Raw genomic sequence first — 13704 nt, 5'->3', positions numbered from 1 at the left:
ACATGTTGGAGACGGTCGCCGCGCCCGAGCCCAACGGCAGGCCCGACGGAGTGTGGTCGATGAACACGGCCCGGGCGGAGTCAGGCGAGGTGACCGTCGCTGGGGTGCCGGTTTCGCTGATCGCTGCTCAGTTTGGCACCCCCACCTACATTCTTGATGAGGCCGACATGCGAACTCGCGCTCGCGCCTGGGTGGAGGCAATGGAGAAGGCTTTCACCTCGCTTGCCGGGGCGGACGTGTACTACGCCGGCAAGGCATTCCTCTCCAAAGCTGTGGCCCGGTGGATGATGGACGAGGGCCTCAACATCGATGCGGCCTCCGAAGGGGAATTACGCACTGCGCTCGCGGGCGGGGTGCCAGGTTCCCGTATTGGCCTTCATGGCAATAACAAGTCAGAGGCGGAGATCGCACTCGCTATCGATAGTGGCATCGCCCATATCGTCATCGATTCTATTCCCGAGATCGCCAAGGTTGCGCGTATCGCAAGCGAGCGTGGCAGGAGCGCCCCGGTGTATGTGCGCCTGACAACCGGGGTGCACGCGGGAGGGCACGACTTCATTCAGACCGCCCACGAGGACCAGAAATTCGGGCTTTCCGTGACAAGCGGAGCGGCCTATGATGCCATTACCCAGATAGCCGGCACGCCCGGCCTGAAGCTGGTGGGTATCCATTCACATATTGGTTCCCAGATCTTGTCCACCGACGGCTTTGCCGAGGCGGCCAAGGTGGTCCTTGACGTGCGGGCATGGGCGGCGCAGCGAGGGATCGAGATCCCGGAAGTGGATCTCGGCGGTGGCTATGGGGTCCGTTATACCTCACAGGATGCCGTCCCGCCCGCGCCGGAAGACTTCGCTGAGGTGCTCGCGCAGGCGGTGCGCGCACATTGCGATGCTACCGGCTTGCCGGCACCACGGATCTCCATCGAACCGGGCCGTTCGATCGTCGCACCGGCGATGATGACGCTGTATACGGTCGGCACAATGAAAGATGTCGCAACGGATAGTGGCCCTCGTCGCTACATTTCGGTCGACGGTGGCATGTCCGATAACCTCCGGCCGGCACTCTACGGCGCCAACTACACGGCCGCCGTTGTCGGCAGGGAGGCTACTGGTGCCGGGTGTCGGTCCCGCGTGGTGGGCAAGCACTGCGAATCCGGCGATATCCTCGTCAAGGACGTCAGCCTTCCGCCTGTCGAGATCGGGGATCTGTTGGCTGTGCCTGTGACGGGCGCCTACGGGCGTTCGATGGGATCGAATTACAATATGCTCCCGCGGCCGGGTGTGATCGCAGTACGAGACGGGCAATGCACGGTGTTGCTCCGCCGTGAGACGATCGAGGATCAGCTCGCTTACGATCTCGGCTAACGGCGGAAGGAAGACATGAGTATTAAAATCGCTCTCCTCGGATGCGGAACCGTGGGTACCCAGGTTGCGCGTCTACTCAAGGAGCAAAACGACCTCCTCTCCGCTCGCGCAGGAGCGGAATTAGAACTCATCGGCATTTCGGTGTCGAACCTTGAAACGCAACGAGATCCGGTGATTGATCGGGCACTGCTGACCACGGATTCGCGGGCTCTGATCGAGCGTGCGGACATCGTCATTGAGCTTATCGGCGGCATCGAGCCTCCCCGGACCCTCGTGCGCTACGCGCTGGAATCGGGAGCATCCGTGGTGACGGGCAATAAGGCGTTGCTCGCCGAGCATGGCCCGGAGCTGTATGACCTGGCTAAGGCTGCCAACGTGGATCTTTACTACGAGGCAGCCGTTGCGGGGGCAGTGCCGGTGGTCTACGCGGTGCGCGAGTCGTTGGCTGGGGATTCTGTCAAAGCTATCAAGGGCATCCTCAACGGCACGACGAACTACATTCTTGACGAAATGACCACGAAGGGCCTCGCCTTTGACGAGGTCTTGGCCACGGCCCAGGAGCTCGGATATGCCGAAGCGGAGCCGAGCGCCGACGTGGACGGTAGGGACGCAGCGGCCAAGATTGCGATTCTTGCCTCGCTCGCCTTCCATAAGAGGGTCTCGCTCGCCGACGTCGACGTCGAGGGTATCCGCTCCATCACCTCCGCGGATATCGAAGCTGCGGCGAAAAATAATTTCGTCATCAAGCTCGTCGCGACGGCGGCGCAAACCGGGGGCAAGATCGAGGTGCGCGTCGCTCCGACCCTCGTCCCGACCGTCCACCCGCTGGCTTCTATCTCGGGCTCCTTTAATGCGGTCGTGATCGAGGCAGAGTCCGCCGACCGACTCATGTTCTACGGCAGGGGAGCGGGCGGCACCCCGACGGCGTCGGCCGTGCTCTCCGACGTCGTTGCCGCGGCTGCGAAGAAGGTTGTGGGCGGGCGTGCCCCGCAGGAGATTGTGCTCGGCGAATCCGAGTTTGTGCCCGCCTCCGAGGCGGTCTCACGCTACTTTGTCCGGTTGCGGGTCAACGACGTCGTCGGCGTACTTGCCGAGCTTTCTCGCGCTTTCGCAGACTCCGGGGTTTCCATCTCGGCTGTGCGGCAGGATTCGGACGACGAATCGGGCGGGGCGAGCCTGACGATCACGACCCACGCGGCCACGGCGGCCGATATGGCGGCTACGATCGAGTCAGTGAGTAAGGTAAGTGACGTACGCGAAATCGTGCGCGTCTTGAGGGTAGAGGACGAGTAAATGGCACACCAGTGGCAAGGCCTGATCAATGAATACCGCGAACGGCTGCCGTTCGCTGAGACGGCTCCGGTGGTGACGCTCAAAGAGGGCGGCACCCCGCTCGTGTATGCCAAGGCGCTTTCGGAACGGCTGGATGCCGAGGTCTATGTCAAGGTTGAGGGCGCCAACCCTACCGGTTCTTTCAAGGATCGAGGCATGACCACCGCGATTTCGCAGGTGATGCAGACGGGTGTGGAAGTCGTGGCCTGTGCCTCGACGGGCAATACCTCCGCATCTGCCGCTGCCTACGCCGTGGCGGCCGGTCTGCAGTGCGCCGTCGTGCTACCGGCCGGCAAGATTGCGGCGGGCAAGCTGGCCCAGGCGATCGTGCATGGGGCGAACCTTGTGGCTGTGGACGGCAATTTTGACGACTGCCTCAACATCGTGCGCGAGCTGACCGATAGCCACCCGGTCGCGCTTGTGAACTCGGTCAACCCCTACCGCTTGCAGGGCCAAAAGACAGCCGCTTTCGAGATCGTTGACGAGCTCGGCGACGCCCCGGACATCCACGTTCTCCCCGTGGGCAACGCGGGTAACATCTCCGCATATTGGATGGGATACAACGAGTACGCAGGCAAAACCACGCTCGCTTCGATTGATGACACCGCCCTTCATCTTCCTCCGGTATCCACGAAGGTACCCCAGATGTGGGGCGTACAGGCCTGGGGGGCGGCGCCGCTCGTGCTCGGCCACGTGGTGGATGCGCCCGAGACTATCGCGACGGCGATCCGCATCGGCAACCCGGCGTCATGGAAATACGCCGAAGCGGCACGCGACGATTCACGCGGCTGGATTGATCGCGTCCGCGACGAACAGATTCTCGAGGCCCAGAGAATACTTGCTGCCGAGGTGGGCGTGTTCGTGGAGCCGGCGTCGGCAGCCTCGGTCGCAGGGCTACTTCAGGCGGGTGACCAGGGCAAGGTTGCGCAGGGCGCGAAGATCGTGTGTACGGTCACCGGCAACGGCTTGAAGGACACTGCGACCGCGCTGGGTGGCATGGAGATCAATTTCGATCCGATCGAGCCCACCGCTACCGCGGCTGCTCGCGTTCTGGGGTTGTAATGCGAATTGTCAACGATTCGGCGCGTGTGCGGGTGCCGGCGTCGTCGGGCAACCTTGGCCCGGGCTTTGATTCGATGGGTATGGCCCACGACGTGTGGGATGAGGTCAGTGCCACGCTGACGACCGGCGCCTCGAAGGCTCTCATTGTTGGCGAAGGACATGACACCCTGCCCAAGGATGGCTCGCACCTGATTATTCGGGTCATGCGCGAGACGCTTGAGCGCCTGGGGCTGCCGGCCGCGGGTGTCGAGCTTGTGTGCCGGAACTCGATTCCGCACGGGAAGGGCTTGGGTTCCTCGGCGGCGGCGATCGTGGCTGGCGTCATGTTGGTCCGGCAGCTGGTGGGCTCGCCTGAGGAGTTCACGGACGAGGAAGTGCTTAACATTGCCTCCGAATACGAGGGGCATCCGGACAACGCCGCTCCTGCGATCTACGGGGGAACAACCTTGTCATGGGCCGAGGGGAAGGGGTACCGTACGGTTCGCCTCACGGTTTCGCCGAAGGTGAAGACCACGTTGCTTGTTCCTTCTGAGATTTTGCCGACGACGACGGCGCGCGCGGTCCTGCCCGCCTCCGTCCCGCACACAGACGCCGCGTTTAACGCGGGGCGTACAGCGTTGCTCACGCACGCACTAGCGAATGACCCATCGTTGTTGTTCGCCGCCACGCAGGACAAGCTTCATCAGGACTACCGCTCTGAGGCGATGCCGCATACGGCGGCCGTTTTGGGTGCGTTGCGCAAGGCCGGCTGGCCTGCCGTCGTGAGCGGAGCTGGCCCATCGATTTTACTGTTTGCCGAGGTAGATCCCGCCATGGCGAATATTTTTGCCCAACAGGGGTATCGGACGATGAATTCTCGGCAGGTACGTGGCGCACATATCGCGGGGTAGAACTTTCGAAAGTCGCCACTTTGTGTGTATGCTGATGAATGACAGTTCAGACTATTAGTCATGTATGCGGGGCTATTAAACAGCTCGCACTTCCGCACTCTGTCAGATTATTTACATGAGCGCCATGCGCTATGTCGCGGAAAGTCACATTATTGACCCCGGCTTTGTTCCGGAACCGAGGAAGGAACCTCGTGAGCGAAAACTCAACGCAACCATCTGGCCCCATCTCCACGATGCGCCTGGCCGATTTGAAGACGCTTGCAGCCGACATGGGCTTGTCTTTGGCGCCTAACGCGCGCCGCAACGATTTGATTACGGCCATTCGTGAGGCGCGTAACGCTGCCAAGAAGCCAAAGTCGCGCGCACGCAAGGCTTCCGATCAGGCCACGCAGGCGGCGCAGCCGGCCGAAAAGCGTGAGGCCGAAGAGACCGTCAACCAGCACGGTGATCCCAAGGCCCAGCTTGACCTACCCGTCTCGAAGAAGAAGCCCGCCAAGGAGCTGAGCGAGGACGAAAAGAGGGCAGCCCTCGACGCACTTGGTGACGCCGCGCAGCGCCGAGCCGAGGAAAGCTCCGACGATGACGAGGGTCGCGGGCGTCGCGGCCGTCGCCAGCGCAACCGTAACCGCAATCGCAACGACGAGCGCCAGGAGCACGGCAACCGCAGCGATGAGCGCGGCGAGCGCCAGGAGCGCGGCAACCGCAACGACGATCGCCGTAACCGCAACGATCGCAACCGCAACGAGGAGCGCGAGGAGAACGTCGAATCGGGTGAAGTCCTCATCCCCGTCGCCGGCATTCTTGACGTCGATGGCAACAACAACTACTTGCGCACGGGCGGTTACCTTCCCGGTAAGAACGATGCGTACGTCTCTTCCCAGATCATTCGCCGCTACGGCCTGCGCCGTGGCGATGCGATCCAGGGAGCTGTGCGTGATGCGTCGGAGGGAAATAACCGCCGCGGCCGCCAGCACAAGTACAACCCGCTGGTTGAGGTCACGTCTATTAACGGCATGACGCCGGAGGAGGCGAAGGAGCGCCCCGAGTTTAACAAGCTCACCCCGCTTTACCCCAACGAGATGTTGCGCATGGAGACCAGCCAGAAGGCGCTGACCTCGCGCATCATCGACCTCGTCGCCCCGATTGGCAAGGGCCAGCGTGGTCTGATCGTCTCCCCTCCGAAGGCGGGCAAGACCGTCGTCATGCAGCAGATTGCGATGGCGATCGCTAACAACAATCCGGATGTTCACCTCATGGTGGTTCTTGTTGACGAGCGTCCGGAAGAAGTCACGGACATGCAGCGCCTGGTCAAGGGCGAGGTCATTGCCTCGACGTTCGACCGTCCGGCCTCCGATCACACCATCGTTGCCGAGCTCGCCGTCGAGCGTGCTAAGCGCCTCGTGGAGCTGGGCCAGGACGTTGTCATTCTTCTAGATTCGCTCACCCGCCTTGGCCGCGCCTACAACCTTGCCGCTCCGGCGTCGGGCCGTATCCTCTCGGGTGGTGTGGATGCCGGTGCGCTCTACCCGCCCAAGAAGTTCTTCGGCGCTGCCCGCAACATCGAAAACGGTGGTTCGCTGACGATCGTCGCATCCGCGCTGGTGGAGACCGGGTCGAAGATGGACGAGGTCATTTTCGAGGAGTTCAAGGGTACCGGCAACATGGAGCTGCGCCTGTCGCGTCAGCTCGCCGATCGCCGTATCTTCCCGGCTGTGGATATCAACGCTTCGGGCACCCGCCGCGAGGAGCTGCTGTTCAGCCCCGAAGAGCTCAAGATCGTCTGGCACCTGCGCCGCGCGCTTGGCACGTTGGATGTCCAGGAGGCCTCCGACTACGTTCTCGGGCGCATGCGCAAGACGGAGTCGAACGGCGAGTTCCTCATGTCCGTTGTTCGCGGAATGCAACACGCAGATTAGCGCTTTCGCGGGCGGTGTGATCAAGTGTGCACCGCCCGCGGCTATCGATATAGCGGCCTTATGTGGTTAAATTGACCGTCGGCTTCTGGTTCACCACGGGTAAATCTCGATGGACCCAGGGCACCAAACGATCCAAGGAGAAGAAATGAAGCAGGGTATCCACCCCGACTACCACGACATCCACGTCACCTGCACCTGTGGCAACGAGTTCGAAACCCGTTCCACCCTCGCAGGCGATTCGCTCCGCGTTGACGTGTGTAGCGCATGCCACCCGTTCTACACGGGCAAGCAGAAGATTCTCGACACCGGCGGCCGCGTCGCCCGCTTCGAGGCTCGCTACGGTAAGCGCACGAAGTAACTGAGCTTATGAACGCCGGTACAGTGTATCTGTACCGGCGTTTACCGTATTTTCGCACTAGCAACAGTTGGAGAGACATGAGTGAGTTCCCCGCAGCGCAGGCAGCGGCAGAAGAGTATTACGACATTGAAAAGCAGATGGCATCGCCGGAGGTGTTGGCCAAGCCGGAGAAACTGCGTAGCCTGGGGCGTCGTTATGCCGAACTCAAGCGAGTGGTCTCCCGCTACGAGCGCTGGGTCAACGCGTCAACCGATCTTTCCGAGGCTCAGGAAATCGTCGATCTGGGTGGGGAAGACGGCGAGCTGTTCGCCGGCGAGCTTCCGCGCCTAGAAGTCGAGGTTGACGACGCGGCGGCGTCGTTGCGAGATGCGCTTCTTCCGCGCGATCCCGACGACGGGCGCGACGTCATCCTCGAGGTCAAGGCCGGTGAGGGTGGCGAGGAGTCGGCTTTGTTCGCCTCGGATCTGCTGCGCATGTATCAGCGATACGCCGAGTCCAAGGGCTGGTCGACCCAGATTCTGTCCCACACCGACACCGATATGGGCGGTTACAAGGACGTGCAGATGGCTATCAAGGCCAGGTCGGTTCCGGACGATCCCGCCGACGGGGTGTGGGCACACATGAAGTACGAGGCGGGCGTTCACCGCGTTCAACGCGTGCCGGTCACCGAGTCTCAGGGACGCGTCCACACGTCGGCTGCCGGTGTCCTCGTGTTTGCCGAAGTTGATGAGCCCGAGGAAGTCCAGCTCAATGACAACGAGCTTCGCATCGACGTCTATCGTTCTTCGGGCCCGGGCGGACAGTCGGTGAACACGACCGACTCGGCCGTGCGTATCACCCACCTTCCGACCGGCATCACGGTCTCGATGCAGGACGAGAAGTCTCAGATTAAGAACCGTGAAGCGGCAATGCGCATTCTTTTGGCCCGTATCCGCCAGGTTCAGCTTGAAGAGCAGGCGGCTAAAGAAGCAGATCAGCGCCGCTCGCAGGTCCGTACGGTGGATCGTTCTGAGCGCGTTCGCACCTATAACTTCCCGGAGAATCGCATTGCCGATCATCGCACGGGCTTTAAGGCACACAACCTCGACCAGGTGCTCCAGGGCAACCTTGACGACGTCATTACCTCGCTACGCGAGATGGACGAAGAGGAGCGGCTCCAGGCAGCTGCGGAAGAAGCAGAGGCCAAGTAAATGTGGGCAGACGCCATCCGTCAGGCGCGCGAGCGGTTGGCGGATGCCGGCGTCGCGTCGCCTGATGCGGACGCGCGTTCCTTGGCGCAGTTCGTGCTCGGCCGGCGTCCGGTGCCCAACGACGCCGTTGTCCCGGCCGATCTTGAACGCTTCGAGGATGCCGTGCGCGCTCGCGCCAAACGTGTGCCACTGCAACACATCGAGGCAACGATGTACTTCCGCTACCTCGAGCTCGAATCGCGCCCTGGCGTGTTTGTCGTGCGCCCGGAGACCGAGATGGTGGTTGACGCGGCCCTGGCCGAGATTCGCGGTGTGGACGATCCCCTCGTTGTGGACCTGTGCACGGGCTCTGGAGCCATCGCAATCTCCATCGCGACCGAGACGAATGCCCGCGTGATCGCCGTCGAGCTCTCGAAGGAGGCTTTCGAATCAGCAGTGCGCAACAATGCCCGCTACGGGAGCCTCGTGACGCTCGTGCAGGGCGACGCTCGCGAAGAGCTGGACCACTATGCGCGAGGCATCGATCTCGTGGTGACCAACCCGCCGTACGTGGCACCGTGGCACGACTTGTCTCCTGAGGTCCGCCAAGACCCTGCGATGGCGCTTTTCGGCGGCGAGGACGGGCTCGAGCTGCCAATAGCGCTTGTGGAACGAGCCCACCAACTCCTTCGGCCTGGGGGTATCCTCATCATGGAACATGGCGACGAGCAGGGGCCCGCGCTCTGCCGTGTCGCTGAAGAACGTGGTTTTGTCGAGGTCTCGACTGGGCAAGATTTGACGGGCCGTGATCGCTGGCTACGCGCGCGAAAGGACATCCGATGAAGGTCAAGGCACACGATCCCGAGGCGATCGCGCTGGCGAGCGCCGCGATCGAGCGTGGCGAAGTGATCTGCCTGCCAACCGATACCGTCTACGGCATTGGAACTGACCCGTTTAACGCCGAGGCGATCACGGCGCTGTTGACCGCGAAGTCCCGCACGCGCGCCAACCCGCCTCCGGTACTCGTGGCCAGCGTTGACCAGGCCCACGCATTGACCGACCATCTTCCCCGTGCCGCCGAGACGCTGATGGAAGCCTTCTGGCCGGGCGCTATGACGATCGTGGTGCCAGCGCGGGAGACGATCGGCTGGGACCTCGGAGAGACCAACGGTACAGTGGCGTTGCGAATGCCCGATTCGACGACGACGCTCGCGCTCCTGGAAACCGTGGGTCCGCTCGCCGTGACGAGCGCAAATCAGCACGGCCAGCCGCCCGCGACGCGCGTCGAGGAAGCCATCGCCCAGCTTGGTGATTCGATCGCACTCTACCTCGACGGCGGGCTCGTAGGCGCAGGCGGGGGAATAGCCTCAACCATCGTGTCGGTGGTCGGCGAGCCCACGATTTTGCGTCATGGGGCCATCGCCGACGCCGATGTCTTCGCCGCCCTTGACCGCCCGGGGGAGCTCCGGTGAGAACCTATCTGCTCGTCCTCGTCCTTGCAGCGGTCTTGACCTACCTCCTTGTGCCGCTGGTGTTACGGCTCGCGCTCGCGAGCGGCGCGATCACGCAAATCCGTGAACGAGACGTCCATTCCACGCCCATCGCTCGTCTCGGAGGCGTGGCGATGTTCGGCGGTTTTATCGCGGCGTTGGCGTTGGCCAGCCAGATTCCCTACCTCAAGGACGTTTTCGCCGTGAGCACGGGCATGTGGGCGATCATGTGGGGCGGGGCGATCATGTGCCTCCTGGGCGCGATCGACGACATCTGGGAGCTGACCTGGTATGCCAAGTTCGCCGGGGAGATCCTCGCGGCTGGAGTCATGGCCTGGCAGGGCGTGCAACTGGTGACGGTTCCGCTTCTGGGGCTGACGGTCGGCTCCACCCGTCTGACCCTCTTCACCACGATCATCGCGGTCGTTGTCGTTGCGAACGCGGTGAATTTTGTGGACGGCCTGGACGGCCTAGCGGCCGGCGTTGTCGCCATCGCGGCGTTCGCCTTCTTCATCTACGCCTACTATCTCACCCGGGAGGTATCGCCGGGGGATTACACCTCGGTGGCGACGACCGTTCTTGCTGCCCTCGTGGGTAGCTGCATCGGATTCCTGCCCCACAACTTCCATCCTGCCAAGATTTTCATGGGTGACTCTGGCGCGCTCATGCTCGGCACGATCCTCGCCGGTGCGACCATCTTAGTGACGGGCCAAATTGACCCGGTCACCGTTGGCACCCGCCAAGCGTTGCCCGCGTTCATGCCACTTATCATCCCGCTTCTTGTGCTCGTCATTCCACTGGTCGACCTCACGTGGGCGGTTTTTCGGCGCGTGCGCAAGGGGCGCTCTCCGTTCTCCGCTGACGCCGGTCACCTCCACCACCGCCTCCTTCGGCGGGGCCATTCCCACACCGTGGCCGTGCTGATCCTGTACATGTGGACGGCCATCGCCTCATTTTCGGCCGTCGCCTATACGGTCTACCCGAGCAAGATCGTGCTCGCGATGACGCTGGTGGCGATCCTCGCCGGAATCGGCGTGACGTGGAAGAAATTTGGTCGACATGCCTCCCAGCAGAGCGCGTCGGCGTAGGCCGGGGCAACGGCTGACCTCCACGCAGGTCATCGCGCGTGCAACCGTGTGGGCGGCCGGGGTCGTCCTCGTGGCGGCCGCCGCAGCTGGCCTCGCCTTGCCCACCCATCGCCTCTCGATCACGGTTGGCGCGGCGATCGCCGTCGGCCTCAACCTTCTGTCGCTGATCGGCATGGTCGTCGTCGGGCGCTATTTTTCTGACGCGCAGGCGGCTGGCGTCGTCATTTCTTACGTGGTCAAACTGCTCGGCTTCGCCGTTTGCGCTTTTGCACTGAAAAATTCTGGTTTAGACGTCCGCATGGTAGTCGGAGTGCTCGTCATCTCGCTGGTGGCGTCGCTTGCCGTGTTTTCGTATGTGTCGCTGAGAAAATCAGGTCCGTTCGTCGGCGACCAGTAGGACGGGGATGGCCGTCATGATGTGAAATGTGCTTAAGTCACAAAAATATTCGAGCGCGCGACGGCCCTCATGGGTTACTTTGGAAGCAATGGAAATACTCGGGTAGAGTGTTTTGAGGTTCGCTCGTGTCAGCACTGAGGCCACTCGTCATGGGCATCGCACTAGTTGGGGTATAAACGCACTGTGAATTTTTCTGCGCTTGCATCATTGCCCATCTTCCTCGCGGGAGGTGGCAAGGGGTTCGTCCCACCCTCGCTCGAGGGCGAATTTAATCCGCCTGCGTTCCTCTTCGAAGGCACGCCCTTTGAAATGAACCGCATCGTCATGGCTCGCATGATCGCCGCGCTGTTCATCGCCTTCATTCTTATCTGGTATGCGCGCCGCAAGAAGCTCGTGCCCAACCGCCGCCTAGCAGCCGTGGAAGCCCTGCTGGACTTCTCCAAGGTCCAGATCGGTGAAGAAATCTTGGGTAAGGATCACGCTCACCGCTACCAGCCGCTCATCATGACGATCTTCTTCGGCACGTTCTTCATGAACATTACGGGCGTGATCCCGGGCCTTCAGATCGCCGGAACCTCCCTCGTGGGTATGCCGCTCATCTTTGCACTGTTCGCCTACTTGGGCTTCATCTTTGCCGGTGTGCGCGCACGGGGCGGCCTGCGCTTCTTCAAGGAACAGCTCTTCCCCTCGGGCGTTCCGTGGCCGATCTACTTCATTATGACGCCGATCGAGTTCCTCTCGACATTCGTGCTACGCCCGGTCACGCTCACGTTGCGTCTATTGATGAACCTGGTCGCCGGCCACCTCATCCTTGCGCTGACCTTCGTCGGAACGCACTACCTGTACTTCACGCTTTCGGGCGTGCTCGGAGGTGTGGCGGGTACCGTCACGCTCATCGGTGGAATTGCCTTCATGTGCTTCGAAATCTTCGTCGCCGCATTGCAGGCATACATCTTCGCCATGCTGACAGCCTCCTACATTTCCCTGTCCATTTCAGAACACTGACCCACAACAAAAGGAAAGAACACCATGATCGGTAACATCGCCACCATCGGCTACGGTCTCGCAACGCTCGGCCCGGGCATCGGCATCGGCCTTATTGGCGCCAAGAACCAGGAAGCAACGGCTCGTCAGCCGGAAATCGCGGGTCTGCTCCGCGTGAACATGTTCCTCTCGATCGCGTTTGCTGAGGCTCTGGGCCTGATCGGCTTCGGTGCTGGCCTCGTCTTCGGTGCATGATTCTTATGCATGAGACGACTCTGGCAGAGGGCGGGTTCTTTCACGTCCTAGTACCGGCGATCCCGGAACTCCTCTGGGGATCGCTGGCCTTCATTATCGTCGCTGTTGCGGTCTACGTCTTTGCGTGGCCTTCGTTCGTTGAGATGCTTGACGAGCGCGCACAGAAGATCGATGAGGGCCTACGCGCAGCAGAAGTCGCCCGTGCCGAGGTCGCTGATCAGCAGGCCAAGCTTGCCGATGATATTCGTGACGCTCAGCGCGAAGCCACGGGCATCCGTGAGAACGCGCAGGACAACGCGAAGGCCATCATCGCCGAGGCCCAGGCTAAGGCGCGCACGGAGGCGGACAGTCTGATTACCGGCGCACAGCGTCGCATCGACGCCGACTCTGAGGCAGCCATGCGCTCTCTCCAGGGTGAGGTGGGCCTGCTCGCCACGGAGCTGGCTGGCCGCATCGTGGGTGAGGCAATCCAGGACGAGGCGCTCGCACGCCGCGTCATCGATCGCTTCCTCGACGACCTGGCCACGATGACGCCGGAACTGAAGAACGAGGCGGAGGCTTAAATGCGATCGGCTAGCCAAGGCGCGCTTGAGCGTGCACGTGAGCGGTGGGAGGCATTCGTCGCCGCCCGGCCAGGCTCGGAGATCGATCTGGCTTTGCAGATGTTCTCCGTGGTGGACACCATTAAGGTTTCCACAGCTCTCACGAACGCACTCGAGGGAGGGGCACGTGAAGCTGATGCTCGAGCCGCGCTTGCCAAGAAGGTCTTTGAAGGCCGGGTTGCTGACGAAGTGACCGAGCTCGTCGAAGGCCTGGCCCGCGAAGAATGGTCCCAGCGTGATGACCTGCAGCGTGCCCTCGAGGCGCTGGCAGTGGACACGATTTTGCTGGGAGCACGCCGGGAAGGTGAGCTGTCGAAGGTTGAGGAAGAGCTCTACCAGGCGATGCGGCTGTATTCGGATAACCGCGATCTGCGGCTCGCGTTTACGACGCCGAACATCACCCCGCACGCTCGCCACGAGCTATCCGACCGGCTCTTCTCCCGCCTCCAACCATGGACCGTTGCGCTCATTCGCCGTTCCATTGCCCGTGAGCATCACACCATCCCCGGGCTGTTGCGCCGTTACACCGATGCGGCGGCGCGCATGGGGGACCACCTGGTCGCAGCCGTGACGAGCGCGATCCCGCTCACCCGTGAGCAGGAAGACCGCCTGGTGACCATCCTGTCCGCCAAGTACGGCAAGCAGGTCAAGGTTCACGTCTCCATTGACACGTCCATCATTGGCGGCCTGCGCATCTACGTGGGCGACGACATTATCGAAGGCACTATCGCCAGCCGACTCGACGCCGTTCGAGGGGCTTTTACTAACTGATTGACACGCGGCGATTGCCGCAAGCG

15 protein-coding genes are annotated in these 13704 nt (G+C 62.2%); all 15 read left to right on the top strand.

The genetic code is table 11. The annotated features are described in order from the left end of the window. Positions 1–2 precede the first annotated feature (2 nt). The 15 genes from lysA to HLG82_RS07145 all read left to right on the top strand — a co-directional run bounded on the left by lysA (position 3) and on the right by HLG82_RS07145 (position 13678). Positions 3–1364: a diaminopimelate decarboxylase gene (lysA, locus tag HLG82_RS07215; RefSeq protein ID WP_193326186.1), complete on the top strand. Its 1362-nt coding sequence runs from the start codon at positions 3–5 to the stop codon at positions 1362–1364. A gap of 15 nt (positions 1365–1379) precedes the next feature. Then, the gene (locus HLG82_RS07210; protein ID WP_193326185.1) at positions 1380–2657 is read left to right on the top strand and encodes a homoserine dehydrogenase; all 1278 of its coding nucleotides are present in this window, start codon (positions 1380–1382) and stop codon (positions 2655–2657) included. Then, a complete protein-coding gene (gene thrC / locus HLG82_RS07205; protein WP_193326184.1) occupies positions 2658–3758 on the top strand; it encodes a threonine synthase in 1101 nt (366 codons plus the stop codon). Continuing rightward, positions 3758–4648 carry a homoserine kinase gene (gene thrB / locus HLG82_RS07200; RefSeq protein ID WP_193326183.1) on the top strand — a complete coding sequence of 297 codons (891 nt, stop codon included), beginning with the start codon at positions 3758–3760 and terminating at the stop codon, positions 4646–4648. Before thrC ends, thrB begins: the two co-directional genes overlap by 1 nt. A gap of 233 nt (positions 4649–4881) precedes the next feature. After that, positions 4882–6564, top strand: coding sequence for a transcription termination factor Rho (rho, locus tag HLG82_RS07195; protein WP_193327764.1), 1683 nt, complete (start codon positions 4882–4884; stop codon positions 6562–6564). Between the two features lie 145 nt (positions 6565–6709). Then, positions 6710–6922, top strand: a complete 213-nt coding sequence (gene rpmE / locus HLG82_RS07190) for a 50S ribosomal protein L31 (protein ID WP_193326182.1) — start codon at positions 6710–6712, stop codon at positions 6920–6922. Positions 6923–6999: 77 nt separating this feature from the next. Next, complete coding sequence (gene prfA / locus HLG82_RS07185; protein WP_193326181.1) at positions 7000–8112, top strand: peptide chain release factor 1; 1113 nt, start codon at positions 7000–7002, stop codon at positions 8110–8112. Further along, positions 8113–8934 carry a peptide chain release factor N(5)-glutamine methyltransferase gene (prmC, locus tag HLG82_RS07180; RefSeq protein ID WP_193326180.1) on the top strand — a complete coding sequence of 274 codons (822 nt, stop codon included), beginning with the start codon at positions 8113–8115 and terminating at the stop codon, positions 8932–8934. Next, entirely contained in the window at positions 8931–9563 is a 633-nt protein-coding gene (locus tag HLG82_RS07175) for an L-threonylcarbamoyladenylate synthase (RefSeq protein WP_193326179.1), read from the top strand. The genes prmC and HLG82_RS07175 overlap by 4 nt, the downstream gene beginning before the upstream one ends. Beyond that, positions 9560–10669, top strand: a complete 1110-nt coding sequence (locus HLG82_RS07170) for an MraY family glycosyltransferase (protein WP_193326178.1) — start codon at positions 9560–9562, stop codon at positions 10667–10669. The genes HLG82_RS07175 and HLG82_RS07170 overlap by 4 nt, the downstream gene beginning before the upstream one ends. Further along, complete coding sequence (locus HLG82_RS07165) at positions 10641–11066, top strand: hypothetical protein (RefSeq protein ID WP_193326177.1); 426 nt, start codon at positions 10641–10643, stop codon at positions 11064–11066. Before HLG82_RS07170 ends, HLG82_RS07165 begins: the two co-directional genes overlap by 29 nt. Positions 11067–11249: 183 nt before the next feature. Next, a complete protein-coding gene (gene atpB / locus HLG82_RS07160) occupies positions 11250–12071 on the top strand; it encodes a F0F1 ATP synthase subunit A (protein WP_216858924.1) in 822 nt (273 codons plus the stop codon). Positions 12072–12095: 24 nt separating this feature from the next. Then, positions 12096–12305, top strand: coding sequence for an ATP synthase F0 subunit C (gene atpE / locus HLG82_RS07155; protein WP_193326176.1), 210 nt, complete (start codon positions 12096–12098; stop codon positions 12303–12305). Beyond that, the gene (gene atpF / locus HLG82_RS07150) at positions 12302–12868 is read left to right on the top strand and encodes a F0F1 ATP synthase subunit B (RefSeq protein ID WP_246462376.1); all 567 of its coding nucleotides are present in this window, start codon (positions 12302–12304) and stop codon (positions 12866–12868) included. The genes atpE and atpF overlap by 4 nt, the downstream gene beginning before the upstream one ends. Then, positions 12869–13678 (top strand): F0F1 ATP synthase subunit delta, encoded by an 810-nt coding sequence (locus tag HLG82_RS07145; protein ID WP_193326175.1) that lies wholly within the window; start codon positions 12869–12871, stop codon positions 13676–13678. Positions 13679–13704 lie beyond the last annotated feature (26 nt).

The organism is Trueperella pecoris, from assembly GCF_014926385.1.
GTDB classification, from domain to species: Bacteria; Actinomycetota; Actinomycetes; order Actinomycetales; family Actinomycetaceae; genus Trueperella; species Trueperella pecoris.
Note: the sequence above shows the minus strand (reverse complement) of the source record. Positions and strands in the feature narration are given on the sequence as shown.